Source organism: Pseudomonas sp. GGS8, assembly GCF_024168645.1.
Lineage (GTDB): Bacteria > Pseudomonadota > Gammaproteobacteria > Pseudomonadales > Pseudomonadaceae > Aquipseudomonas.
In genome coordinates this window covers 4,339,596-4,366,552 of the sequence record NZ_JALJWF010000001.1, presented here as the reverse complement: position 1 = coordinate 4,366,552, position 26,957 = coordinate 4,339,596, and the positions used below count along the sequence as shown (strand labels likewise).

Annotated in this window: 20 protein-coding genes; 15 read left to right on the top strand and 5 right to left on the bottom strand. The window is 58.4% G+C overall.

Features of this window, described 5'->3' with window-relative positions; genetic code table 11:
* Positions 1-16: 16 nt before the first annotated feature.
* A complete protein-coding gene (gene ligD, locus J3D54_RS19670) occupies positions 17-2,566 on the bottom strand; it encodes a DNA ligase D (protein WP_253421766.1) in 2,550 nt (849 codons plus the stop codon).
* A 471-nt stretch (positions 2,567-3,037) separates the two neighbouring features.
* Here ligD and J3D54_RS19665 point away from each other — a divergent pair, with 471 nt between their 5' ends.
* The 5 genes from J3D54_RS19665 to J3D54_RS19645 all read left to right on the top strand — a co-directional run bounded on the left by J3D54_RS19665 (position 3,038) and on the right by J3D54_RS19645 (position 8,972).
* Positions 3,038-3,553 carry an Hcp family type VI secretion system effector gene (locus tag J3D54_RS19665; RefSeq protein ID WP_253421764.1) on the top strand — a complete coding sequence of 172 codons (516 nt, stop codon included), beginning with the start codon at positions 3,038-3,040 and terminating at the stop codon, positions 3,551-3,553.
* Between the two features lie 228 nt (positions 3,554-3,781).
* The gene (locus J3D54_RS19660; RefSeq protein WP_253421761.1) at positions 3,782-4,588 is read left to right on the top strand and encodes a protein regulator of cytokinesis family protein; all 807 of its coding nucleotides are present in this window, start codon (positions 3,782-3,784) and stop codon (positions 4,586-4,588) included.
* 235 nt (positions 4,589-4,823) lie between these two features.
* Positions 4,824-5,429 carry a hypothetical protein gene (locus J3D54_RS19655; protein ID WP_253421758.1) on the top strand — a complete coding sequence of 202 codons (606 nt, stop codon included), beginning with the start codon at positions 4,824-4,826 and terminating at the stop codon, positions 5,427-5,429.
* A gap of 132 nt (positions 5,430-5,561) precedes the next feature.
* Entirely contained in the window at positions 5,562-6,587 is a 1,026-nt protein-coding gene (locus J3D54_RS19650) for a hypothetical protein (RefSeq protein WP_253421756.1), read from the top strand.
* Positions 6,588-7,103: 516 nt separating this feature from the next.
* Positions 7,104-8,972, top strand: a complete 1,869-nt coding sequence (locus tag J3D54_RS19645) for an ATP-binding protein (protein ID WP_253421754.1) — start codon at positions 7,104-7,106, stop codon at positions 8,970-8,972.
* 476 nt (positions 8,973-9,448) lie between these two features.
* Here J3D54_RS19645 and J3D54_RS19640 read toward each other — a convergent pair whose 3' ends face one another.
* From J3D54_RS19640 to J3D54_RS19625, 4 genes are all read right to left on the bottom strand, one after another.
* Positions 9,449-10,519, bottom strand: coding sequence for a lipocalin-like domain-containing protein (locus J3D54_RS19640; RefSeq protein ID WP_253421752.1), 1,071 nt, complete (start codon positions 10,517-10,519; stop codon positions 9,449-9,451).
* Positions 10,509-12,980, bottom strand: coding sequence for an FtsX-like permease family protein (locus J3D54_RS19635; RefSeq protein WP_253426661.1), 2,472 nt, complete (start codon positions 12,978-12,980; stop codon positions 10,509-10,511). The genes J3D54_RS19640 and J3D54_RS19635 overlap by 11 nt, the downstream gene beginning before the upstream one ends.
* Position 12,981: 1 nt before the next feature.
* Entirely contained in the window at positions 12,982-13,650 is a 669-nt protein-coding gene (locus tag J3D54_RS19630) for an ABC transporter ATP-binding protein (protein WP_253421751.1), read from the bottom strand.
* A gap of 197 nt (positions 13,651-13,847) precedes the next feature.
* The gene (locus J3D54_RS19625; protein WP_253421743.1) at positions 13,848-15,545 is read right to left on the bottom strand and encodes a sulfatase-like hydrolase/transferase; all 1,698 of its coding nucleotides are present in this window, start codon (positions 15,543-15,545) and stop codon (positions 13,848-13,850) included.
* A 397-nt stretch (positions 15,546-15,942) separates the two neighbouring features.
* On the opposite strand from J3D54_RS19625, the gene J3D54_RS19620 reads away from it, so the two are divergent.
* From J3D54_RS19620 to J3D54_RS19575, 10 genes are read left to right on the top strand one after another with little or no spacing between them, the layout of a single operon-like run.
* Entirely contained in the window at positions 15,943-17,295 is a 1,353-nt protein-coding gene (locus J3D54_RS19620) for a UDP-glucose/GDP-mannose dehydrogenase family protein (RefSeq protein WP_253421740.1), read from the top strand.
* Entirely contained in the window at positions 17,292-18,335 is a 1,044-nt protein-coding gene (locus J3D54_RS19615) for an NAD-dependent epimerase (protein ID WP_253421737.1), read from the top strand. The genes J3D54_RS19620 and J3D54_RS19615 overlap by 4 nt, the downstream gene beginning before the upstream one ends.
* 11 nt (positions 18,336-18,346) lie before the next feature.
* Positions 18,347-19,093: a sugar transferase gene (locus tag J3D54_RS19610; protein ID WP_253421731.1), complete on the top strand. Its 747-nt coding sequence runs from the start codon at positions 18,347-18,349 to the stop codon at positions 19,091-19,093.
* Entirely contained in the window at positions 19,094-19,738 is a 645-nt protein-coding gene (locus J3D54_RS19605) for a CpsD/CapB family tyrosine-protein kinase (RefSeq protein WP_253421729.1), read from the top strand.
* 23 nt (positions 19,739-19,761) lie between these two features.
* The gene (locus tag J3D54_RS19600; protein ID WP_253421727.1) at positions 19,762-20,790 is read left to right on the top strand and encodes a polysaccharide biosynthesis/export family protein; all 1,029 of its coding nucleotides are present in this window, start codon (positions 19,762-19,764) and stop codon (positions 20,788-20,790) included.
* Positions 20,791-20,807: 17 nt separating this feature from the next.
* Positions 20,808-22,403, top strand: coding sequence for a Wzz/FepE/Etk N-terminal domain-containing protein (locus J3D54_RS19595; protein WP_253421715.1), 1,596 nt, complete (start codon positions 20,808-20,810; stop codon positions 22,401-22,403).
* The gene (locus tag J3D54_RS19590; protein ID WP_253421712.1) at positions 22,400-23,491 is read left to right on the top strand and encodes a glycosyltransferase family 4 protein; all 1,092 of its coding nucleotides are present in this window, start codon (positions 22,400-22,402) and stop codon (positions 23,489-23,491) included. Before J3D54_RS19595 ends, J3D54_RS19590 begins: the two co-directional genes overlap by 4 nt.
* A complete protein-coding gene (locus tag J3D54_RS19585; RefSeq protein ID WP_253421709.1) occupies positions 23,488-24,855 on the top strand; it encodes an O-antigen ligase in 1,368 nt (455 codons plus the stop codon). Before J3D54_RS19590 ends, J3D54_RS19585 begins: the two co-directional genes overlap by 4 nt.
* Positions 24,852-25,820 (top strand): glycosyltransferase family 2 protein, encoded by a 969-nt coding sequence (locus J3D54_RS19580; protein ID WP_253421706.1) that lies wholly within the window; start codon positions 24,852-24,854, stop codon positions 25,818-25,820. Before J3D54_RS19585 ends, J3D54_RS19580 begins: the two co-directional genes overlap by 4 nt.
* Positions 25,813-26,949 (top strand): glycosyltransferase, encoded by a 1,137-nt coding sequence (locus J3D54_RS19575; protein ID WP_253421704.1) that lies wholly within the window; start codon positions 25,813-25,815, stop codon positions 26,947-26,949. Before J3D54_RS19580 ends, J3D54_RS19575 begins: the two co-directional genes overlap by 8 nt.
* The last annotated feature ends 8 nt before the right edge of the window (positions 26,950-26,957 follow it).

Here is a 26,957-nt window from a genome sequence, read left to right as displayed (position 1 = left end):
GCCCTGCTCTACTTCATTACTTTTTCATCCCGATCCGCCGCCGCATCTCGGCAGTAATCATCTGCCGGGTTTTCTTCAGGTCGGCCCAGGGTTCATCGCCGACCTCGGCCAGGCGCTCATGCACGGTGTGCAGGTTCCATTGATTAGCGCCCTTGAGCTCAGCCACTTCTTCGCGAAAGATCGGCACCGACACCGGCAGCCCTTCGCGGGTGCGCACGGCGTAGGCGCAGATCGTGGTGGCGCCCAAACCGTTGCGCAGGTAATCGATGAAGATGCGCCCAACCCGGTTTTTCGGCCCCGATACCGCGGAAAAACGTTCCGGCAGCAGCTTGGCCATGTGACTGACAATCGCGTGGCTGAAGTCCTTGACCTCGTCCCAACCGTGTTTGCGGGTCAGCGGTACGACCAGGTGAATCCCCTTGCCGCCGCTGGTCTTGAGAAATGCCTTGAGCCCCAGTTCATCGAGCACCGTGAGGGTCAGTCGGGTCGCTTCGACCATGCTCTTCCAGGGCAGCGCCGGGTCCGGGTCAAGGTCGAGGACAAAGCGGTCGGGCTTGTCCAGATCGACTGACGTGGCGTTCCAGGTATGCAGCTCCACCATGCTCATCTGCACCGCGCCGATCAGGGCTTCGGCATTGTTGATGATCATCATCGGTTGGCCTGTCAGGTCCTTGTCCAGGGTGATCATCCCGGGTATGGCCAGGTTCTCGGCGTTTTTCTGAAAGAACAGTTCGCCGGCGATGCCGTCCGGTGCGCGCACCAGCGCCACCGGCCGGTCCTTGAGTTGCGGCAGAATCCACTCGGCGACACTGGCGTAATACTCCGCCAATTGCATCTTGGTGGTGCCGCTGCTGGCATCGATCACCCGATCCGGATGCGTGATGCGCACCTTGCCCTGCCCCAGGCCGACTTGTGACGGTGCGGGTGCGGCTTGAGTAGGTTGCTTTTTGCTGGCTGGGGTCTTCACGGCTTTCGGCACCTCCTCGGTGACTTCTTCGGCAGGCTTATCCTCGCGCAGCCCGTGGAACACAGCATGGCGCACCGAGCCGTCCTTGGTCATTTCGGCAAAGGCTACTTCCGCCAGGAGGCTGGGTTTGAGCCAATGCACCCCCTTGGCCTCGAACCCGGTGGGCGGGTTGACCACTGACGGCTTTTTCGTCTGCAGTGGCTTCAATTGTTCATAAAGACGCTTGAGGGTTGCCTCGTTGAACCCGGTGCCGACCTTGCCGGCATAGCGCAATTCACCGCTGTCGCGGTCGTGCAACCCCAGCAGCAACGCGCCAAAGGCACTGCGCGCGCCTTTGGGATCGGTGAAGCCGACCACAACGAATTCCTGTCGATGCTTGCACTTGAGTTTGATCCAGTCGCTGGTGCGCCGGGACACGTAAGGCGAGCCCAGGCGTTTGCCGATCAAGCCTTCCATCTGCATTTCGCAGGCGCTGTTGAGCAAGGCCTCCGGGGACTCGCCGAACGCGTCGGAGAATCGCAACAACGGGTTCTCATTGAGTTTGAGTACAGTCGCCAGCGCCGCCCTGCGCTCCTCGACAGGCACTGCGCGCAGGTCCACACCGTTGAGGTACGGCAAATCGAACAGGTAGTAGACAATGTTGCCACTACGGCCGGCATCGAAGGCGTTTTGCAGCGCCTGAAAATCCGGAACGCCCTGCTCGTCGGCCACCACCATTTCGCCGTCCAGCCACGCCGACTCCAGGCCCACCGCCGCTAGCGCCTGGGCCTGCTCTGGCAATTTGTGAGTCCAATCGTGACCGTTGCGGGTAAAGAGATTGACCTCGCCGTGGTCGATACGGGCCATCACCCGGTAGCCGTCGAACTTGATCTCATAGCTCCATTCGCCATCCGGCGCGGATTCGACCAGCGTCGCCAATTCGGGTTTGATCAGCTCCGGCAGCCTGGCTTTGCGGGCGCCTGTCAGCTCTGATGAGCGCTCTCTGCGCGCCCTCGCCGCTGGCTTTTTGACGGGATTGGGTTTCGACTTGGCGACAATGGTGCGATCGCTGAGTACGCTGTCCGGCTCGGCGGCGACCACGTCGTAATCACTTTCGGGCCTGGCCGCACCATCCTGATGTTTGATCAGAAACCATTGCTCTTGCTTGCCCGGCATGTGCGTGCGCACGAGGTTCCACAGGCCGCCGAGCTTTTCTCCTTGCAGCTCGAATTTCATCCGGCCCTTGGCGTAGGCCTTGGCCGGATCGTCCCGGGGAATCCACACCCCACGGTCCCACACAATCACTTCGCCGGCGCCGTAATGCCCTTCGGGAATGGAGCCCTCGAACGTGGCGTAATCGAGCGGATGGTCTTCGACGTGAATCGCCAGGCGCTTGACCTTGGGGTCCAGCGACGGGCCTTTCGGCACGGCCCAACTTTTCAGCGCGCCCTCGAGCTCCAGGCGAAAGTCATAGTGCAGGTGCGAGGCGTCATGTTTCTGAATGCAGAATTGCAGCGCATGATCCGTCACCGTCTTTTTGCCCGTGCGCTTGGCGGCAACCGGTTCCGGAGTCGCCACAAAATCACGCATGCGGTTGTAATCGTCCAGGGTCTTGTTCATGGCTTACCGGGTGCTCGCTGCCGGACGCTGAATCGGCACGTCTCTACATCAGCAGAGCGACTGGTCAGGAAAAAAATTCCATCACCATTGGAATTCCCCGGACAGACGGCTCGCCGCTCGCTAATCATCGGGTTGTGCAGTCCGTTGCAACGTTTGTCGGAATGACGGCTCATGGCCTTGATGCGCAAGAAGTTGCGCAGTTGTTCGCCCCAAACGCCCCCCCACAACGCTGAAAGCCAGATGTATCAAGCCCTCCAGCCGAGTGCGCAACTTCTTGCGCACCACTGCGCAAGAAGTTGCGCACTTTTTCAGGTGATCGTTGCTGAAAAACCTCTCCACGTTTGAAAAATCGCCTCAACCACCTGATTTATATGGCAAAAATCATTTCTGGCACGCTCCTTGATAACAGTCTGGCACCCACCGGGCGATACCGCCTCCCGGGCACCCTAACTTTTAGCAAGGAGCACATCCATGGCTACACCAGCGTACATGTCCGTTACCGGCGAGAAACAAGGCCTGATCACTGCCGGCGCATTCACCGCCGACTCCGTTGGCAACACCTACCAGGAAGGTCACGAAGACCAGGTCATGGTTCAGGCTTTCAGCCACGACGTGATCATCCCGCGTGACCCTCAGTCCGGCCAACCGACCGGTCAGCGTGTACACAAGCCAGTCGTGATCACCAAGGTCTACGACAAGTCTTCGCCACTGCTGCAAGCGGCGCTGACCTCCGGCGAGCGCATGAGCGAAATCGTTATCCAGTGGTACCGCACTTCGGCTCAAGGTACCCAGGAGCACTACTACACCACCAAACTGGAAGACGCGATCATCGTCGCCATCAACAACAAAATGCACAACTGCCAGGATCCGTCGAACTCGCACTTCACGCACCTGGAAGAAGTGCAATTCACCTACCGCAAAATCACCTGGACCCACGAAGTATCCGGTACTTCGGGTTCCGATGACTGGCGTGCTCCAGTCGCTTAATCGCGGCTGACGGTTCCAAACATCGGCCAGCTCTGCTGGTCGATGTCATTTGCGCCTTCCAAGAATTTTCGCGTCCGCAAGCGCCCGGTTTGGGTGTAGGCGTGCGCCGTGGAGAAAAGGTGACATGGAGAAAAGGTGACAGATTTATTTTCATGGCGCGGAAAATAAATCTGTTACCTTTTGGCTACTTTTTGGCTATAAGCAACTTGAACCCAGCAGGTACTACACATGGAGCTAAAAAGCTTGCTTCCGATCCTCCACACTGATCAACCAATGGACATTAAACATACACTTTTCATCATTCTGACTATTTTTTCAGGGGCAGTATTTGCCCAAGACACTGGATTTGGATTCGTTAAAAACAATCCGGACGGGAAAACTTATTTATATACAACCCAGAATATTTCAAGCAACGAAGTCATTTCAGTCCAATTCCCTCAGGATGGAACCGTTGCTTGCTGCAAGTTAACAAAGACAACTGAAAAAAAACAGCAGCAGGTCGATGCAATGGACTTGCTCAACGAATCCGATATACACATCTATGGGCTTGACATTCAATACACAGCGCCTTTCATCGGCATAGCTGTAGTTGGTAAAAATGCAACCGAAAACGGCGTCTCAGCCGTTGAGGTCAAGGACCAAGCTACAACTATCAGCACCTGCTTGAGTCAAGAAGGCGTTCATCTCTTCTCGAGAAAAAATGGGAATTTGAACGGTCACTTGTATTTGAGCCTAGGTTACGATGTAGAGCCAACGTCAAATGCTTGTGAAACGGAAAATGCTGAGTCCGTTCCGACCGACGTCTCCGGCTACATCAAAAACAGAGACAATTGTGATTCTTTGCGCGGAGATATTCCTGAACGGGACCCCGCCGACCCGAATAATCTCGATCGTGTCATTAGCGATATAAATAAATATTGCAAGGGCACCGACCAGCAGCTAAAGCAGCTGAAAGAAAAATACTCCGAGAACGAAAGCATTATGAAATTGTTCTCGAGTTACGAAGAAAATATTGAAGCTGATATGAGTTTTTAAATTCACTCATCAAGGACGGCTGCCGTGACATCTGAAGACATCAACCCATAAGTCTGGTTATCCGAAAACCCGCTGCTGCAGGGGGTGAACACCTTCTACCTGATCATCAGCGCCGACAGCGATGCCGAAGCGCTCATGAAAACAAACCTGAGAATCGCCTGACCTGTCTCCCCTCCTCACGGAGATGGCGCAAAATTCAAGGTGCGAACTTAGACTTTTGCCAGGAGTATGCCAATTGCCTTATCCCGATCTGCAAAATGCTGTTCAACATGCTGGATTCACCGTCACCGAGTTCTCGGATCAGCGAGTATATTTCGGCTGTTGGTCGCTGACCGTCGAAGGTCATGGGTGCACCTACTTAATAGTCAACGAAGGACGAGACGGTTGGTTAATGTTTTATCGCATGGGCACAGCAGGAACATTTACAGAACTGGACAAGAAAGTATCGACTTGGATGGACGACGCCGATAAAGCAACTCAATGCCTGATCTGGCTTTCTAGCTACCGTCCTCCCCTACAGCCCCACAAAGTCCGAAATTATTATGTGATTGCCGAAAAGGATCTTGTACCGGAGCAACCCCACAGCGCTGACTGGCCAAAATTGATCGGCTACTGCTACGACGATGACTACTTTTTGTTTTTCGAAGGCAAGGGTCATGGACTGAGTGGGACAGCAGTACCCGCTTGCGAAAGCAAAAAAGCTGAGTGGCTAAAGATATTCGCGGCACTGGACGTCGAGTGGTTTATGAGCTGGCTGGAAACGCTGAAGTTCACGTCGGAGGAGGCATTTACCTTAGCGTTAACCAAGAAGACAGGCTCGCTCGGCGTTCGTCGATATTAAAAACCATGAGGGGGACAGATTTGTTTCTACGTGACCATGATAATAATCTGTCCCCCTTTTGCTTCCGATGCATAGCCATCGACAAGTCACTCCCAAAGAAATCGGATCACCACCCAACAAAGGAATGAACCCTTGGTTACCATTGCACGACCATTCGCCATGCTTCTGGCATTGACCCTTTCTCTTGACGCCGCTGCGCTGTCACTTCGATCAGAAAAGCGCGAAGACGGTGCCACTGTGCTGCTGCTCACCAACGACCCTGCCCCGGAGCACGCACCACAGCTCAACGAAGATCCGGCGATACGCGCCGCCTTGATTGACTTCATCGGTTACGCGACAGGCAGCTACACAAACGATGGCTCGTTGATCGTGACGCAAGTACTGGAAGCTCTCGATTCAGAGTTCTCGACGTTTGAGGAAGGTGTGCCTGCCGGGCGCAAGATGCTTACCGCCATGGATGACGGTAACCACGGCGACGAACGCGGCGCGCTGCTGCTGGACGAAAAGGGGCAGTTGATCGCCGTTGGGCTGGTCAATGGGCACTGTACCGTCAAATCACGCACAGAGTCGTTGTCCTGCAATCCCGGCCCAGAAACCGTGCTGACCATCTTCCAGGCGAAAGGCGCCAAGAAGAGCGACGCTGACCCAATCATTGTCTGGAGCAAACAGTTGCCGCCATTGATTGCGTATTGGGCCGAAAGTGAAGATCCCGAAACACGTGCTCGAGCGCAAAAAATTACCACGATCGAATACATCACCACTGACCCGAAAAAAGACTCCTGGAACGCCTCGCAATTACCTTCCGACTTCCCGAAGGCGATGCTCCCGTTGCTTCCGAAGAATGCCCATCTGGCGGGCGCCGGCGTCGATGGCGTGTACACCACGCCCGGCATGAAAGGCGCACCGATTTACGGTGACTTCGACGAATTGGCAGGCCGCCCACGACATGATTTCGAGGTCATGCTGAAAACCTATACCGAGTTCTCCGACGTCGTCGAGTTTTACAAACAGAATGCCAAGGGTGCCGAGTTAAGTGCGAACGATGAACAGGCATTGATTGAAGGCGTTGCAGGTGGTGCCACCTACAAGATCGAGATCAAGGATAACGAGGAAGAAGGAACAGCCATCACCTTTTCCGCGTGGAGAAAAGAAGTCTGACTTTCTTTAACTAGATGAGCGAACGCAAGAGGCAGACTTATTCAAATCTTCGTGACGGGTAATCTGCCCTTTGCCCAATTTCGTTCAGGAGGTTCAACCATGACTCGATACGGCATCGACTGCACGATCCCTTCCCCGCTTGCTCGACACCGCAGCGCCTGTCGATGTGCTGCATGCTGGACGTGGTCGGGCGGCGGTTACGGACGCAGCTTTAATTCAGCCAGTAAAAATCGGCGACTCCAGGATCGCCCATTTTTATATCCGACGTTTAATATCATCCCTCAAATTTATACACGCAGCATTTCACAAGAGGCTGCTAAAACATCGCCTGCAAGTTTCTTGATATAGAAGCAAAATTCTTCAAACTTCCGCCACGGTGGACTCTTCCGCAAAATCGTGACCACCCAGAAAGCCAAAAAAATTGGCCATCCGGTCAAGTAATTTCCTCATAGAGAAAGATGGCTTTCAGCCAGCCTTCAATCTATGCTTGAACTGACAGTATGGAGGCTGTGATGCATGTTCAAATTCAAACAGAAAACATGGACTTTGCTCTTTGTCTACATCGTAGGTGTCAGTGGCTATATCTACTATCTCTACGCCGAGACGCAAAAAAATCTCACCGAAAAGATTAATAGCAAGCTACTGCATGCCGCATTGGGCGCTTCGGCCATCCTCGGCGACCGCTACCATGACAATCTGATCGACAAACAGTCGAAAACGGAAGCACAGGACCGGGATGCCATTCAACGGCTTTCCAGGTTCAATGAGTCTATGGGCACCGCCTTTGTCTACAGCGTGGTCAAACGCGCTGGAGAAGCTTATCTGGTCAGTTCCAGCGCATCAAAAAAAGAAATCCAAGAGCAGAATTTCGTACGCTTTTTCGACCCTTATCCAGATGCCAGTCAGGCTTTACTCGACAGTTTCGAGCGCACCGAGCCCAACTGGATCGATTACTCAGATCATTGGGGGGATTTTCGAGCCGTCTTCGTCCCAATGAGATCCCAGGACGGGACAGTTTATGTGGTGGGGGCGGAGATGACGTTGGCGGACTACTACCACCAACTTAATGAGGAGTCCCTGCACAATATCATCCTTGCCATTCTGGTGTTTCTCGCCTTCAGCCTTTTACGCATGCGTGCGCATCTTCAGCAACTGCAATTAAACGAACAGGTATTGAATCAGGCAAAAAATGCCGCCGAGGACGCTGATCGTTCCAAAACCAGATTTTTAGCCACCATGAGCCATGAAATCCGCACCCCCATGTACGGGGTCATCGGCGCGACCGAGTTGTTGGCTGGGTCTGGCCTGCCCCCCGAGCAAAACAATTTGGTAAAAACGATTCATACCAGTGGACGAAACCTGTTGTCTCTTATCGACAACATTCTTGACTTGGCAAAAATCGAAGCGGGCAAACTTGAATTGAAGCCTCGTGTATTTGACGTGAGAGCACTGGTTTCATCCAGTATTGAAATAATCCGGCAAAACATTCAGGACAAGCCAATCGCCCTTGAGGCCCAGGTCTCACTGGACGTACCTCCGTGGGTCAAGGCCGATAGCGATTGCCTCCGCCAGATATTGATCAACTTGTTGGGCAATGCGGTTAAATTTACCGAAGCCGGACACGTATCACTCATGGTCACGACCAGTGGCTACGGCCCTCGAGCCCATCTCGACTTCTCCATACACGATACCGGCATAGGTATCCCCGTGGCGCGGCAAAGCAGCCTGTTCAAGCCTTTTACCCAGTTTAAAGGGGCGGCCAGTCAACGCTTTACCGGGAGTGGACTCGGTCTTTCAATTTGCAAGAGTCTGGTCGAGGCGCAACAGGGGACTTTGTCCTTTACCAGTCAGCCTGGCGTCGGATCAACGTTCTCCTTCTCACTCCCCATGGAGCATTTTTCAATCTCGGAGATACCCGTCGAGAACAATCATGCAGCGGTTGGTTTCGACGCCTCTTTTGCCCAGGATTATCCACTGGATATCCTGCTGGTGGAGAATCACCCCATTAACCAGAAAGTTGCTCTGGCGATGTTACAGGCACTGGGTTATACGCCTGACCTCACGTCAAATGGCCTGGAGGCGGTCAATCATTGTATGGCATCGACTCCAGATGTCATTTTCATGGATATCAACATGCCTGTTATGGATGGGTTAGCGGCCATGCGTGAAATCCGCAAACAACCACTGAGCGATACTTGCTATATCGTTGCTTTCACTGCGAACGCTTTTTCGAGCGAGATTGAACGTTTCAGGGCCGCCGGAGCCGATGACATTTTAACCAAACCGGCAAACTTTCAATCCTTGACCCGAGTGCTTCAACGAGCAGCCAATTACCGACAGCAGCGCCAGGCCAGCACTCGGGTAGTGGATGCCATTTCAAGTTGACGCCAGAATCTGGCTGTTGATGGCGTTCGCCTGACCCGGACCGGTTCTAACATCCAAAAAAAATGGGCGCCCCCTAAGGTCGCCCATTCTTATATCCGAAACTTTTAAACAGCACCTCCCGAAGAAGGTGTTCGCCCAGTGTAATGGCCTGGCAATCCATGCACCGGTAAAGAGCCCTGACACCGGGCGAACAGCAAGGATTTTAATAGCATTTGGCAGATATGTCCTCATGTATAAACGTGAAATTTTGTAAGGCTTTGCTTACACAACGCTTACAAACTACTTAAACCCACCAGCTCTACCCTTAAGATTGATTGTTTCTATACAACCGCCCCACAAAAACAATCAATACGGACAAGTAATGATCAGCTCGATACTGGAGGGCAAGGTCGGGCGGTTTGAGGTCGTCGCCCATGGCAGGCTCCGGTAATAGACTTCATTACGTAGGAAAACCGCGTGGCGCCAAGAGTTCCGACTCAATACCCGGTCATCTCCAGATACCCCTGCCCCCCATGACTGCCGCTCAGCCGCACCGGCCCTTCCCAATAGGGAATGCGCAAGTCCATCCAGGCCTTTGCGTTGAGGGCGTCGATGGTGATTTCGAGGTGCTTGCCCGGGATTTTGATCGACCAGCGCACAGGCATCGAACGCCCGGCGACCCTGGCGGTATCTTGCGGTGTGAGGCTGATGTCATCGGCTTGCAGCCGCTGCGTCTGCCCTTGAGCGTCGATCCAGGTGCCGGTGAGGTATGGCGCGCCGTCCTTTTGCCGCATGCGGTAGAGCATTACCTGTTCGCCACTGTCCAGGTGCAGGGAGAACCAGTCCCAACCAGTCTGGTTGGCAGTCAGCGGTTGGCTGCTCCACTCGCGGTCGAGCCAGGCCGGGCCGTTGACGGTGTAGGTTTTGCCATCGATTTCCAGGGTGCCGCTGGCCTGGAAAAACGGCTGGCTGTAGTAGTACGACGCCTGGCCTTGTTCAGATTTCTGGCTGAAGCCTTTGTCTCCCTGGAGCACCAGTGGCCGGGTTGAGGTCAGTCGAAGCTGGTAGCTGAACGCCTTGTCGCGGGCGCTGATTTGCAGGTCTGCCAACGGGTTTTCATCGGAAGCCTGACTGCTGAAGCGCCAGTCATCGATCCATGCGTTGAACGGCGTCAGGCTTACTCCAGCCTGGCCGACGCCGCCTCGGGCATAGCGTTCGGCGGCATGGTGTGCTGTGGCGGATGTCACGGCCGCATGGCCCAGCCAGATGGTCTGATTGGCCCAACCGGGTTGCTCGGGCGTCGCTTTCAAGGCGCTGCGGAATAGCGTCCATTGCGCGCCGAACTCATGGCCCTGATCGTCCTTGAGGTTAGCGGTGACGTACCACCATTCAATGCGAAAGCCATCGTGGGCGCCATGGTCCGCCGGGAAATTGAAAACTCGCCCGGGCACCACTGGGGTAAATGCCGCGGCCTGATGGCCGAGACCGGCGAAGCCTTTTTCCGGTGCTGGCGTGTTGTCACAGCCGCTCAGCAACGCCAGTAACAACACGCCGACTTTAATCTTCATGACAAAACGTCCTCAGCAGATCCGCCGGTTGCGTGCGATACAGCGAGTACAACGGCCACGCCGATGCGAGCAACGTGGCGAGCAAGGCCAGGCCCATCAACTGCAACAGTTGCAGTGGAAACACCCGTAGCGGCAAGCGCCAGCCGAAGGCCTGAACGTTGATCACTGTGTCCAGGCACCACGCCAATGTGATGCCCAACGGCAATGCCAACACCAACGTCAGCAGAGCGAGCAACCAGGTTTGCCCGAGGTTGAGCAGCATCAACTGTCGCCGCGTCACGCCCAACGCCCACAGTGGCGCGAGTTGTCCGAGGCGACTCTGGCTCTGGGTCAGCAGGCTGATGAACAGTGCCACGCCCGCGACGCAAAGCGTCAGGCTGTTGAGTGCGGCGGTGGCGGCGAAGGTACGCTCGAACACTTGTGTGGACCAACCCTTGAGCCGGGCCTGGTCGACGATGCGGCTGTCGTCCAGGGCGAAGCGCGCTTGCAGCGCGGTCAGGAACGCGGGAATCGATGCCGGCGCGATGCGCAGGTTGAAACGGGTGGGTGTCAGCTGCGGCCAGCCGCGCAGCAGGTGATTGATGTTGACCAACAGATGCCCCTTGGGATTGCCATAGTCGGCGTAGATCCCGACGATCCGTGGCGACCATGGACCATTGGGCGTGGCAATGGTCATGTGATCACCCAGGCGCACCTTCAACCGCCGGGCCAGTTGCTCACTGATCATCAGCGCGTCGTCTTTGGCCAGTCGCTCCCAAGGGTCGTCGCCCAAGGCTTCCAGCAGCGGCCAGTGCTGGCGATAGGTCGGGTGATCGATCACGCCGAAGACGTCCGCCGGCCAACCCTGCAACTGGATCGACACTTGCCAGTTCGGCAGTACCGCGCTGACGTGGGGTTGTTGTTTGAGCCAGCTGTGCAGCTCTCGAGCCTGGGCCGGATTTTGCGGACTGACATACAACTCGGCGGTCAGGCGCTGTTCGAGCCAGTTGTTGAAGGTCTGGCGGAAACCGGCGGTCATGCTGCCGGCGCCGATGTTCGCCGCCAGCGCCAATAACAGCGCCATCAGGGCCAGGCTCAGGGCCGGCAACTGCTGACGGCAGTCGGCGACAAACCATTGGCCGAGCACCGAACGACTGTGCCGCAGCACTCGGTTGAGCACGCTGTTCAACACCACCGGCAAGGCCAGTGCGGCACCGATCAACAACGCGGCCATCAGCACGAAGCCACTGCTCAGGCTGTCGCCGAACATCAACGCCAACAACGCGATCAGCGCAGTCATCGCCGCGACCCAACCCTGGCGCCGCAACCAGCGCGCGTGGGCCTGATGCCAGGCTTGTGGATCGGCCAGCGCCAGCAACGGCAAACGCGCCGCTCGCAACAAACTGTTGGCACCAGCCAGCAACGCGCCGAGCAAGCTCAGACCGATACCACTGAACCACCACAGCGGGCTGAGGCTCAACTGGCCCGGCACTTCGGCGCCGTACAAGCCGCGCAAACTGGCGGCGACATCCGGCAACAGCACACCGGCCAGCAGGTAGCCGCTGACCACACCGGCGACACCACCGATCAGTGCCAGACCACCCAACTCCACGGCGAGGCCAGCAATCAGCATCCGCGCGCTGACACCACAGGCACGCAGGGTTCTGAGCAAGCCTCGACGTTGCTCCAGCGCCAGGCCAATCGCCGCGTGCACGATGAACAGGCCAACCACGAACGACAGAAAGCCCAAGGCATCGAGGTTCAGGTGGAAGCTCTCGGTCAGGCGCGCGAGATTGTTTTCTTCGCCGCTACTGATGAGCTGGAGTTGGCCCTTGAGCCGATCAGGCAAGGTCGCGGTGAAATCCTTGGGCAACAGCAGGCGCGACAATTGATCGGGCATCTGCAGAATCTGCTGGGCGAAGCCGATGTCCACCAGCAATACACCGGGGGCCATGTCGGGTTGGGCACGCAGGGGCGGCAAGGTGATACCGCTCTGGGCCAGCGGTGTTTCACCTTCGCTCATGCCCAACGCCTGCAAGGTTTGCGGCGAAATCCAGGTGCTGCCCGGGGCCGTGAAGAATTCGACAACCTGCTCGATCGGCAACGACCGGCCGGCCACTGCGGAACCGGCCGGCAGCGACACCGGTTCAATGCCCATCAACTGCAAGCGCTGGTCTTCATGGCCCTTGAGCGTCACCCGGCCTCGCAACACGGGCGATACCGGCCAACCCGCGCGGCGCAGGTCGATAAACAATTGCTGAGGGAACACCCCGCCGCCGGGCGCGCTGAGGCTGGCTTGAGGTTCGCCGCCGATCAACTGACTGGCCCGCGCGTAGCTTTCCCGCGCCTGACTGTTCAGCGCCTGCACGCCGGTCAGCAGGCTGGTGGCGAGCCAGAGCCCGGTCAGCACACTGAAAAATTGCACCGGGTGTTGCCGCCAATGGCTGAGCAGCGCCCGCAATGTCTCGCGAAAAACCCGCACTTCAGCGCTCGTCCGCGCCAGCCAGACGGCCACCGTGCAGCACCACTTTTTCCGCCAGTCGAGCGGCGACCCTTGGGCTGTGAGTGACCATCAACAACGTCGTCGGGCTGTCGTCGAGCAGCTCCAACAACAACTTCAACACCTCATCGCTGGTGGCTTCATCGAGACTGCCGGTGGGTTCGTCGGCCAGCAGCAGTTTCGGTTGTGAGGCCAATGCCCTGCCAAGCGCAACTCGTTGCTGTTGCCCGCCAGACAGTTGTTCCGGATAGCGCTGCAACAGATCCAGCAACCCAAGACGTTGCGCCAGATGCGCCTGCCAACGCGGATCGTGGCGCCCGGCCAGACGCGCCTGAAACGCCAGATTATCCTCGACCCGCAAACTGCCGATCAGGTTGAACTGCTGAAACACCAGGCCGATTTCGGTGCGCCGCCAGTGGGCCAATTGGCCTTCGTTCATCTGCTCCAGCCGATGCTCACCGCTGCGAATGCTGCCGCGATCAACCTTGTCCAGGCCGGCGATCAGGTGCAGCAAGGTGCTTTTGCCACTGCCCGATTCGCCCATCAGCGCCAGGCTGCTGCCGGGTTTCAACGTGAGGTCGACGCCTTGCAGCACCGGCAATGGGCCTTGGGGGGTGGTGTAGCTTTTGAAGACGCCCTGGACGTGGAGCATGAAGGGAAACTCTCTTTGATGAGCGTGGGGCAAGGATAGAGAGAGTACACCCGATAATCTTTGGTTGAGCGGTCTGACGCCTTCGCGGGCAAGCCCGCTCCCACAGGTGATTGAGGTGTCCCCAAACCTTGCGTACACCATCGCCCCCTGTGGGAGCGGGCTTGCCCGCGAAGAGGCCCGCTCAATCACTCAACATCTCACTCCCCCACCGCCACACTCGGCATCGCCGCCCCCGGCGTCACAATGCTGTTCAGGTCAATGTACTTCCACGCCGGCACAGCGCCGAGCCGCGCATTGAAGCGATAGTTGAAGGTGAAGTCATCCGCCGTCGACACGCTCAACGGTTTGCCATACACCGCCTCGATCCCGGCCAGGTCGTAGCCCATCAACTGCAGCAACGTCGGGAAGATGTTGTAGTGACTGGAGTGATCCTTGTTGGCCGGCAACTGTGTTTGCCAGTCCAGGGTCTTCAAATCACTGCCTGAAATCACCACCAACGGCACCAACCCCTCCTCCTCCACCGGATCACTGCCGCAATGAGTGTTGAGCCCCGGGTTACCGCGCTCATGCAAATCCTGCCCATGGTCCGAGGTGTAGATCAGCAGCGCATTGCGTAAATCCGCCTGGGCGAAAACCCGTGCGAAGAACTCTCCGACATTCCACAGCACAGTATTTTTGTAGGCATTGCGGTACAGCACCCAATCATCCGGCTGACCGTTGAAGCCATCGCGCTTACCGGTGTCCGCCACCTCGACAAACTGCCCCCGAGGCAAGGTTGGGCGGTAAGCCATGAACGCGTCCGGGTATTTGTCGTTCACGGGGAAATGCGCGCCGACCTTGTTGATCACCACCAGTTCCGGCGTGCTGTCGTTGAGCAGATCGATCAGCTTGGCTGCCGCGGCCATGTCACGGTCACGCACACTGGTCTGGTCGAATTGCACGAACTCGTCGATGTCTTGCTTCTCGGCATTGTTCATCAGGTTCTGCAAGTTGCCGCCCGTGCGCTGGGCATCGATGTAAACCGTACGCAGCCCGGCCTTTTTCGCGTACTGCCAGATCGACGGCAGCGTGGTGTTGATCCGCATGTAGTCGGTGCGGGTGCCGCCATAGCGCAGGGTGACGTTGGTGTCGGCGCTGCAATTGGCGATGGACGCGGCGTAGCCGTAATTGAAGATGTCCACGCCCGGATGCGTTTGCTTGAGGTTGCTGTGCACACCGAACGGCGTGTTGATGTCCAGGTAGTTACCGGAAATGCTCTCGTCGATGATCAGTACGATGTCGTGGCTCACCGGCTGATCGACACGCGCCAGGCTCACCGGTTCGCGCGGGCCGACGGTGTTGTGCAGCGCTTCATAGGTAAACAGATTCAGATAGGCCAACGGCGTGTACATGATCGGCAAGCCACGGGCGCCCTCGCCCGCCCTCACGAACAGCACGACACTGAGCAGCAGCACGCCGAGCACCGGCGCTGCCACCAACAGCGGTCCCGACAATGGCAGCCGTCGACGCGGCTTGAGCCCGATACCCAACAGCAACAACAAGCCACTGACCATCGCGCTGATGATCGCATTGCGGTACTGGTAAGCCGCCTCCTGAATGAACCCGCCGGAATACACCAGCGACACAAAGCTGCTGTAAGTCAGGTAACTGGCGGTCACATGCGTATAGACGTCAAAGAAAACCGCCGAGCCAAACATCGCCAGCGCGAACAAATGACGGATCAACGTCTGTCGTATGTACGCGGTCATGAACAGCACGATCGTCAGCACCACGAACATCCCGCCATACAGCAACATCGGCAAACCGATGCCCAATGCGTCGAGACGATCGAGGTAATAGTCGTAACTCTTGAGTAAATACAGAACCAGCAACAGTTCCTTAAGGTATCGGATCATGGTGGTGCAGTACCTCCATGGCCGTCATTAGCTGATGGAAACCAATGATTGTCAGCCATTTTCTGACACTAGCACCAAGTCATGGAAGCGCAAGAAATGCCGGTTTTTTGCCAAAAGCGTCAAAAAAACGTTGACTCAAATCTGACACGCAAAAACGCCTGTAACCCTTGTAATACAAGCCTTTCGACCGTTTATCGTTTTCTTGAAAACCTCAGCAAGCCCTCAAAACCGCGACAAATCCAGCAACGGCAAGCACTTGATAGCAAATAGCCCGTGAAATCAGGGTTTCCAGCCCGCGCTACCCGTCATTTTGCTGACACGCTTTCCCAAGGCTGGGCTATACCCCTTTTGACAGTCTCATTTCAGTTACATCCACCGTTTTACGAGGCACGCCAGTATGGACGTGAGCGTATTTGGTACGGGCTACGTCGGCCTTATTCAAGCTGCTGCATTGGCCGATGTCGGGCATCGCGTGCTGTGCGTGGATGTTGACTGCAACAAGATCAAACAACTGCAGCATGCCGTGCCTCCGATCAGCGAACCGGGCCTGCCCAGCATTCTGGAAGACAACATCAAGACCGGTCGCCTGCTCTTCACCACTCAGGCCAGCGACGCGGTCGAACACGCCGAGCTGATTTTCATCGCGGTGGGTACACCCGCCGATGAAGACGGTTCCGCCGACCTCAGCCATGTCCTGAATGTAACCCGGCAGATCGCCAGCTTCATGGAGGCCGATCGCACCCTGATCATCAAGTCCACCGTGCCTGTCGGCACCGCGGACCAGGTGGCGAGCGCTGCCGGTCAAGAGCTGCAACGCCGGGGCAAAAGTGCGCTGAAGGTGCGAGTGGTGTCCAACCCGGAGTTTCTCAAGGAAGGCAGTGCCCTGGCCGATTGCATGCGCCCGGACCGGATCATCGTCGGCACCAATGACGACGAAGCGCGCAGCCAATTGAGCGAACTCTATGCACCGTTCTGCCGCAACCGTGAAAAGCTGATGTTCATGGACAACCGCAGCGCCGAGCTGACCAAGTACGCCGCCAACGCGATGCTCGCCACCCGTATCAGTTTCATGAACGAACTGGCCAATCTCACCGAGTTGCTGGGCGCCGACATCGAAGCGGTGCGCAAAGGCATCGGCTCCGACCCACGCATCGGTTACCACTTTATCTACCCCGGTTGCGGCTTCGGCGGCTCGTGCTTCCCCAAGGATTTACGCGCCCTGTTGCACACCGCCGAACACCACGGCATGCCCTTGCGTCTGCTGCGCAGCGTCACCGATGTGAACGACAGCCAACGGCACATCCTGTTCAGCAAACTGAAGGCGCAATTCCCCAATGGGCTGGCCGGTCAGTCCATCGCCATCTGGGGCCTGGCCTTCAAGGCCAATACCGATGACATGCGCGAAGCCCCCAGCCGTTATCTGATGGAGGCGCTATGGGCCGAAGGCGCGAGCGTACAGGCTTACGATCCGGAAGCCATGTCCGAATGCCGGCGCATCTACGGCTACCGCAATGGCCTGCACCTGTGCGCCACCCGCGATGACACTCTGGAAGATGCCGATGCGTTGGTGATCTGCACCGAGTGGAAGAACTTCCGTGTGGTCGACTTTGAACTGCTGGCGAGCAAACTGCGCGCGCGGGTGATCGTCGATGGCCGCAACCTGTACAACCCGGAACATGTGGCGGCAGCCGGTTTGCACTACAGCGGCATCGGGCTTCGACACATCGTTCCCGGGGCGCCACGATCATGAAGATACTCGTCACTGGAGCCGCCGGTTTCATTGGTGCCCATTGTGTGTTGCGGCTGTTGCGCGACGGGCATCAGGTGTTCGGGCTGGACAACTTCAATGACTACTACGACCCGCAGCTCAAACATGACCGCGTGAATTGGGTGCATGAGCAGGTCGGCGATTTCCCCCTCGCAAAAGTCGACCTGGCCGATGCCGAGGCCCTCGACGCACTGTTTGAGTGTGAACAACCGGAAGTGGTGATTCACCTCGCGGCCCAGGCCGGGGTGCGGCACTCCCTGGAAAATCCCCGGGCCTACCTCAACAGCAATCTGAGCGGGTTCCTCAACATCCTCGAAAGCTGCCGTCATCACCCGGTCAAGCACTTGCTCTATGCCTCCTCCAGTTCGGTGTACGGCGCCAACCAGCACACGCCATATTCGGTCAAGGACAACGTCGACCATCCGTTGTCGCTGTACGCCGCGACCAAAAAAGCCAACGAGTCGATGGCCCACAGCTACAGCCATCTGTTCGGCATTCCCTGCACCGGTTTGCGTTTTTTCACCGTGTACGGCCCCTGGGGTCGGCCCGACATGTCGCCGATCCAGTTCGCCCGGGCGATTGCCGAAGGGCAGCCGCTGAAACTGTTCAACTACGGCCAGCACCAACGGGACTTCACCTACATCGACGACATCATCGAGAGCATCGCCCGCCTGATCGAACGCGCGCCCCAGCCGGCACCGGACTGGAACCGCGAGCAACCGGACCCGGCCAGCAGCATGGCGCCATGGCGCATTTACAACATTGGCGGACAGCAGCCGGTAGCGCTCAAGGACTACTTGGCGCTGCTGGAAAAGCACCTCGGGCAAAAGGCCCTCGTCGAGTTGCTGCCGCAGCAACCGGGCGACGTGCTCAACACCTGCGCCGATGCCAGCGACCTGGCACAGGCCATCGGTTTCCAGCCACGGATAGCGCTGGATGAAGGACTCGGACGATTCATCGCCTGGTTCCGTGACTACTACCCACTGCGTAGCGCCCGCACGCCATACATGGCCGGGCTTTAGCGGAGGACTCTATGACTGGACATGAAAAAGGCATGTTGCTCGATCACATGCAACGTGACAACCGCCTGGATCCCGAGCACCGAATGCGCCTCGACAAGGCGATTCACGTGCAGGGTCACGGCTGGGTGACCGGCCGCAACGGTGGTCGGCCCTGGACCCTGTCGCGCACCAATCGAGTGTTCGCCTGCCTCGGTGCAATGGTGATTTTGCTGTTGATCTCCCCGGTATTGCTGGGGCTGGCACTGGCGATCAAGTTCAGCAGCCCGGGGCCGGTGATGTTCGTGCAGAAACGCACCGGCTACCGCGGCCGCATGTTCGGCATGTACAAGTTCCGCACCATGGTGGCCAACGCCGAGGAGCTCAAGGAGTCCCTGCGGCATCTGAACAAGCACGGCGCCGACGCCATCGACTTCAAGATCGACAACGACCCGCGGATTACCCCCATCGGCAGCTTCCTGCGGCGCAGCAGCCTCGATGAATTACCCAACCTGATCAATGTGGTGAGCGGCGACATGCGTTTAGTAGGTCCGCGACCGACCTCATTCAATGCCCGTCGTTACAAGGACAGCCACCTTGCACGCCTGAGCATCTACCCCGGCATGACCGGCCTGTGGCAGATCTCCGGGCGCAGCAATATCGACTTCGACCAGCGCGTAGAGTTGGACCTCACCTACATCGCCGAGCAGAGCCTGTTGCTTGATCTGAAGATTCTTTTGAAAACCCCCTTCATTGTATTCAACGGCCACGGAGCGAGTTAAATGGACGGTTCATCGAATAAAAGCCTGACCATCGCCAGCCCGAGCGAGTCCAACCTGACCTCGACCGTGCTCGACCTGGATCTGCGGATCCTTTTTCTGACCGCTGCCAACGCGGGCACGGGCACCACCACCTGTGCCCTGGCGCTGGCCAGCCAACTGGCGGCAATGAGCAGCGGCCAAGTGCTGCTGGTAGACGCCAGCCAGTCGGCGGACAACCTCACGCAACAGCTGGGGCTGAGCAAAGAGCGCGGCTTTCGCGACCTGCTGTTCAACGACTCCCCGCCGCTGCTGCAGGACTGCCTGGTGACCGTCTCCAGCCTGCCCTTTCACATCTTGCCGTACGGGCGGCACATCCGCGGCGCCGAGCACCTGACGAGCGAACAGCTGAGCCCGTTGCTCGAACAGTTGGTCGATCGGTATCGCTTCGTGGTGATCGACGGCGATGCGGTGTATGAGGCCGTCGACACCCTGGTCATCAGCACTTTGGTGGACGGCGTGATCATGGTGGTGCGCGCGGAAGACACCCGCTGGGAAGTGGCCCAGGCCGCGGCCCAGCGCCTGACCCAGGCCGGCGCAAAACTGGTGGGCAGCGTCTTCAACCGGCGCAAGTACTACATGCCCAAATGGCTCTACAAAAACCTGTAAGCAACCACCTGAAGGATGACGTCATGAACGCCAAAGTGCTTGTCCTGCTGTTGCTGCCGCTTGCAGGTTGCTCCAGCACCAATGAAACCCAGAACATGCCGGTGCAGATCCTCACGGCCGAGCCGGCTAACGCCCAGGCCACCGATATGCCCAAGGTCGAACAGACCTTGCGGCCCAAGGACGTGCTGGACGTGATCTTCCACGTCAGTACCAGTGGCTCGGAGGCTTACCGCATTCAGCCCGGTGACCAGGTCGCGCTGAACTTCACCGCGGCCAGCCAGCTCAACGGCACGCAACTGGTGCTGCCCGATGGCACCATCGAACTGCCGGGGGCCAACACCTCGGTGAAAATCGGCGGGATGACCTCGGTCCAAGCGCGGGATGAAATCCAGCGCGCCTATAACCGCAAAGCCCTGTTCCAGCCCAATCGCAACCAGTTGACGGTGCTCGTGACCAGCCCGCTGAGCAACGAGCAAAACCTCAAGAGCGCCCTGAACCACCCCGCCACCGGCATGAGCCGGGAGATCACCGTGGGTAACGACGGCTATGCGAGCTTTCCGGAAATCGGCTCCGTGCCGCTGCAAGGCATGACCGTGAACCAACTGGAAACGTTCCTCAATCAACGTTATGCGCAATTGCCGGGGCGGATGACGGTCGACGTCATGCTCAAATCCACGTCGGGCAACGAAATCTATGTGCTGGGTGAAGTCGGGCAGCCGGGTTCCTACCCGATTCGCCGCCCGGTCTCGGTGCTCGAAGCGTTAACCCTGGCCCGTGGCACTAGCATCAAGGCGCGCCTCGATTCGGTGGTAATCATGCGCCGCAACGGCAACCAGGTGCAGGCCGTGCACTACGACGTGGAGAAAGCCTTGTCCGGTGACGCGTCGCAGATTGCTTACCTGCAACCGGACGACATGCTCTATGTGCCCAAGACCAAACTGGCCAGCGCCGGCGAGCTCGCACGGCAACTGGCGGACGTGGTGTTGTTTCAGGGGGTGGGCTTCAGTTTCGCCTACCGTGTCGACAACAAAGGCAGCAGCGGCAGCAACTAACTCTCAGGGGACCCATCATGAATCCAAAGGAAAACTACCTGCATGAGTTCTTCAGGATTTTCTTCGCCAACAAACGGTTGGTGAAGCGAATCTTCCTGAGCTTTGCAGTGATCGCCCTGCTCCTGCCGTTGGTGCTCAAACAGAGCTTCGATATCACAGCGCAGGTGCTCGTGCAGTCCAAAAAACTCTCTCAGGGAGACGCCACCACATCCCTGACCCAGGGCGACGCCTCTTTCATTCCGCCGTCACTGGCAGACATGGAAACCGAGAGCAACATCCTGCGCTCGCCGGCCCTGATCCGTCAGACCATCAGTGACCTGCAGGCCAAAGGCGAATACACGCCCAACCCCGGGGCCTTCAACAAACTGGTGACCGTACCGATCCAGCGCTTCGTGACCAACCCCTTGCGTGAATACGTGATCAATCCGGTGCGTGGCGCGCTCGGGCTTGCAATCGATCCGGTGCGGGACACCACCCTGGATACCTTCACCCAGGAAGCCATCGATAACCTGAAGATCGACACCCTGCCCGGCTCCAACGTGATCTCCATTATCTACAGCTCAAGCGACCCGGCCCAAGGCACCCGGTTTGTCGCGACGATGTTGCAAAACTACCTGGCCAGCCGTCAGGAACTGCAATCGATCGACCTGCCACAGAGCTTCTACGAAACCAAGAAGAAGCAGTATCAGGTGCGGCTCGATGGCCTGGAAGGCACTCGACTGGCGTTACTCGAAAAGATCGGCGCGTCCGATCCGAAGGAAGAAATCACCTTCCGCCTCAACGCCATCAACACCGAGGAAGAGAACCTCAACCAGTATCAGGATCGCTTGCTGCAAAGCCAGCGCTGGCTCGACTACCTGAAAACCGCGCTGGCGGCGGCCAACAATACCTCTCGGCTCAACGACTACACCTTCCCCTTCACCTTCACCACCACGGTGGACAACATTGCCTTCGAAGACCGGGAGATCCGGCAGATCGGTGAGCAACTGACGACTCAAGTCAGTCGCTACATGAACGACCTGGCGGTGTTCCAGCCGGGCAGCGAACCGATGCTGCTGGCCCGCGAACAAATTACCCGCACCCGTCAGCAGTTCCTGAAAATCGTCAGCAACCGGATTCAGGAGCGCACCAGCGACCTGGCCATTGTCACCTCGGTGATCAACCAGAAAACCGCGCGCATCGCCGAGTTCAAGAACCGTATCCACCAATTGCAAGTGGCGCAGAGCAAGTTGCAGCAGATGGATACCGAGATCAATGCCTTGCACGCGGCGTTCTCCACCTACGCCCAGCGCTTTGCCGAAAGCAGCACCGCCCGCGCGCTGGACAGCGATTTGTCCAACGCCCGGGTGCTCAGCCCGCCGTTCGAACCGTCCGAGGTGGCGTTTCCCAAACCGCTGCTGATCATTCCGTTCGGGATGCTGACCGGTCTGCTGCTGGCGATTGCCTTCGTCTACGTGCGTGAGTTCTTCGATCACAGCTTCAAACATCCAGCGCAAATCACCCATGAACTGGGATTGCCGGTGCTGTTGGTGATCAACGATCAGGACGTTCTGCCGAACAACCCGCACAAGAACTGGACCGTGCCTAGCTTCATGTATTGGGTGCGCCATTGAACGGGCCGCTCAGCGCCAACGCGCTGCCGATCATGCATTTGATCAGCAGCGGCGGCTTTTATGGCGCTGAGCGGATGTTGCTGGACCATTGCCTGGCGACGCCGGGACACCATCAGGTGCTGTTTCTGGATGCGCCGCCGGCCCTGATCGACCGGTTCCGCGAGGCCGGGGTCGATTGCCGCGCTTTCACGGGGCTGGGGCAATTGCTGGGGCATTTACGTTATCGGCGGGCTGAACAGCCGCTGATCAATACGCACAATTTCAAAGGCCTGTTGTTTGGCTGGGTCGGCGCGACATTGTTGGACTTGCCGTTGGTGATTACCCAACACGGTTTCACCCCGCGCAGTCGCAAGCAACGCTTCTACGGCTGGCTGAGCCTGCAACTGTGCCGCACGGCGTCGGTGAATAGAGTGGTTTGCGTGGCCGAAAGCATCGCGGTGCTGCACCGCAAGGCCAGTGTTCGAACGGAGAAGCTGCAAGTGATTCCCAATGGTCTGCCAACGGCCAACGGCCTGCTGCCCCACAACGCCAGACACCCGCGCTGGCTTGCGGGCTACGTCGGTCGGCTGACCCATGAAAAAGGCCCGGACCTGTTTCTCGATTCGCTGATTCCGCTGTGTCAGCAACACCCGCAACTGGACGCGGTGATGCTCGGCGACGGCCCGGAACGGGAAACCCTGCTGGCGCGAATTGCCGCTGCCGGCTTGCACAACCGCATCACCCTGCCGGGCTATCAGACCGACATGAACCGCTGGTGGCCGCAACTCGATGCGCTGGTGATCAGCTCGCGCACCGAGGGCACGCCGATGATTTTGCTCGAAGCGATGCAGACCGGAGTGCCGGTGGTGGCGTTCAGCGTCGGCGGGGTGCCCGATGTGCTGGAGGATCGGCACAACGGCCTGCTGGCGCCCCCCACCGACAGTGCCGCCCTCGCCCGACAGCTCGACACGCTACTGAGTGAGCCGGCACTGGCTCGCGAACTGATCGACAACGCAAGACGTACGCAACAGGACCGTTACGACCTGAAGGCCTTGGCCGAACGCTGGTCGCAGCTTTATATCCGTACTGCACGGGAGGCACGCGCATGATCTTTCCGCTCTCGATCGTCAGTCTGCTCGCCCTGGTCTGCCTCGGTTTGCTGGCCAGCCCTTACCCCTATCTGGCGCCAGGCGCGGTGCTGGGCATGGTCGCTGTTGGTGTGCTCTACCGAAAACCCGCCTGGGGGTTGTTGGGCATCGCGGCGCTGGTGCCGTTCGAAGGTTTCTTCAAGGGCAACGCGTTGTCGGGCACCAAATTCATCGGTGCGTCACTGGCCCTGATCCTGATGTTGCAACTGGCCATTCACCAGATTCCGTCCGAGCGCTTGCGCAGCAACATCTGGCGCTACCTGATCGGCTTCATCGTGTTGTACGGGTTGAGCATGATCAATACCGACAGCATGGACATGTCCCAGAGTCATCTGCGGGATATGAGCGTCGGCATGGTTCTGTTTGTGATCACCTTGCTGATCGGCCGTGAGTTGAACCTCGATCTGTTCGCCCGGCTGGTGACTCTCAGCGTCGCCGCGACCTCTGTGCTGGCCATGTTCTCCACCAAGTATCAGGACCAGGGCCGTGCCGCCGGGCTGCTGGAAGACGCGAACTCGTTTGCCCTGCTGATTGCCTTCGCCGTGCCGTTGGGCCTGCTGCTGGTGATCCGCGGCCCGAATCTGTTGCACCGATTGTTCTGGGGCGGCTGCTGCATTTTGCTGCTGGGCGGCATGACCAAAACCGATTCCCGTTCCGGGCTGGTGGTGCTGTTCCTGAGCTTGATGATCGGCGCCTGGCACTACCGCGCGCAGCTGCCACGCATCCGGCCGCGCCACTTGGGTTTTGCCATGCTCGGCCTTGCACTCGTGATCCCGGTGGGGATCTATTCGATGCCGGCCGGTTACCTCAAGCGCATCCAGTCCTTGAGCGTCTTGAAAGAAGGCGCCAAAAGCCAGGACGAATCCCTCGGCCGCCGCACGTCATACCTTGTGGTCGGCGGCCAGATGATTCGTGAGCATCCGTTACTCGGTAGCGGCCCCGGCACCTTCCCGCTGCACTACGCCACCTCCGGTTACGCCAAGGTGTTTTCCGCCAACCGCAAGCCCGGCGACTTGTACCGTCGCGCTCACAACACCTACATGGAAATCTTCAGTGAACTGGGGATTCCCGCCGGGTTGTTGTTCGTCGGCATGCTGGGCCTCGGGATGTACAACCTGGTCCGTGCCCGTCACGCCTGGATGCTGCGACGGGATTGGGAGCAGGCCGACCTGATCACGCACCTGGGCATCAGTTATCTATCGTTGACCCTGTTTTTGATGTTCCTCAGCGCACCGAATCACAAGTACCTGTGGATCATGCTCGCCCTGACCTGGGTACTGCGCCTCAAGGCTGAAGAACGTCCGCCGACGGAGGCCAGGGCATGAACCGCATCAGCATCGCCATCCCGATGTACAACGAGGCCCGACACATCGGCCGTACCTTGCTTGCCGCGAAAAAAGCCGCGCAGGCTGCCGGGATGGAATGCGAGTTGATCGTGGTCGATAACGGCTCCAACGATCAGGGTCCGCACATCGCTCGCCAGCTCGGGGCGCAGGTGCTGGTGCTGCCCGGACTGCGGATCGGCGCCTTGCGCAATCGCGGGGCGGCGATGGCGACAGGCGAATGGCTGGGCTTCATCGATGCCGATATCGAGATGCCCGAAGACTGGCTCACGCTGTTGTTGAGCATCCAACCCGCGGTTCAGGTCGACGTCCTGGGACTGGACCTGCACACCCCGGCCGAAGCCCCGTGGTATGCCAATGCCTGGCAACGCCGCACGTTGCGCCCGAACGATGAAACGGTGAAAACCGTGCGATGGCTGCCCAGCTCCAACCTGTTGATGCGTCGTCCATGGTTCGACAAGGTCGGCGGCTTCAACGAAAACCTGAGCACCGGCGAAGACAAAGATTTCACCATGCGTCTTTCCCACTCCGGCGCACGCCTGTTGTCCGTCAACCAGAGCGTTGCCCTGCATTGGGGTTACGAGAGCAGTTGGCGCGAATGGATGGGCAAGGAGTTCTGGCGTCAGGGCAGTCACCTGCAATTACTGCGCAGCCACGGCATGAATCTGCGCTTACTGCGTTTCCCGATGCTGTCGATCATTGCCTGGGTGTTGGATTTCACGGCGCTATCCGCCCTGCTCAACGGTTTCCCCCGACTGGCGCTATTCATGCTGTTCGTCACCAGCCTGCCAGCGCTCGCCCAGAGCCTGCGGCAAAGCCTGAAACACCGTGACCTGCGCCTGATGCTGCAACTCTGGGGCCTGCATTGGGTGCGTCTGCACCTGGCGGGTGCCGCGCTCATCCTGAGCCTTTGTCGTTGGAATGCCAGGAGACCCGCCCGTGGCTGAATTCGTGTTCTGGTGGTGCCTGTTATTGCCGGTATATGCCTGGCTCGGCTACCCGCTGCTGCTGACACTGCTCTCGCCGTTGTTTGCGGCGCGCCGTTATGAGCCAGCGCAACCGATGAACGTGAGCATCGTCATCGCCGCGCACAACGAAGCCCAGTACATCGAAGAAAAGCTGCGCATGTTGCTCGCCCAGGATTATCAGGCGCGTTCGCTACAGATCATTCTGGCCAGCGACGGCTCCACCGACGACACCGTGGCCTGCGCCCACAAGGTCATCGACCCGCGCATCAGCGTGCTCGACCTGCCCCGTCAGGGCAAGACGGCTACCTTGAATGCCGCCGTCGCCTTGAGCACGGGCGAGATTCTGGTGTTTACCGATGCCGACAACCAATGGTCGACCGACACCCTCCGCCAGTTGCTCGCGCCCCTGGCCGACCCACAGGTCGGCGCCTGCGCCGGGCACATGTTGATCCCGGTGACGGGCAAGGGCCTGAGCCTGGGCGACAGCCTTTATCGGCACTACGAAGGCTGGCTGCGCCGGGTGGAAAATCGCACCGGCTGCATGGTCTCCGCCGACGGCGCCCTGCTCGCCCTGCGCCGCGAGTTGTTCCAGAACGTGCCGGCGGAGGTCAACGATGATTTCTTTATCAGTACCTGCGCGCCAGTGGCGCTCAAACGCATTGTCTATGTGCCCACAGCCCGAGTGATCGACCAGGGCGTCGATGAGATCGACAAACAATGGCGCCGTCGTCTGCGCATCACCGTCGGCGGTCTGCAGAGCCTGGCCCAGCGTCGGGAACTGTTGAACCCCTGGCGCCATGGCTTGTATGCGATTGCGCTGATCAGCCACAAACTGATTCGACGCCTGGTACCGATCCTGTTGCTGCCGTTGTTGCTGAGCAACTTCTGGCTGTGGAACGTACATGGCTTCTATCGCCTGAGCCTGATCGCGCAACTGCTCGGTTATGCGGTGGCCGTCGCCGGCCTGCTGGATGTGCAACACCGTTTGCCCAAACCCTTTCGCCTCGCCGCATTCTTTCTGGTGACCCTTGCCGGGATGAGTATCGGCCTATGGCAGTTCCTGCGTGGACAGCGGTACGCGCAGTGGAACCCCGAGCAAAATCGTTGAAAGGACCG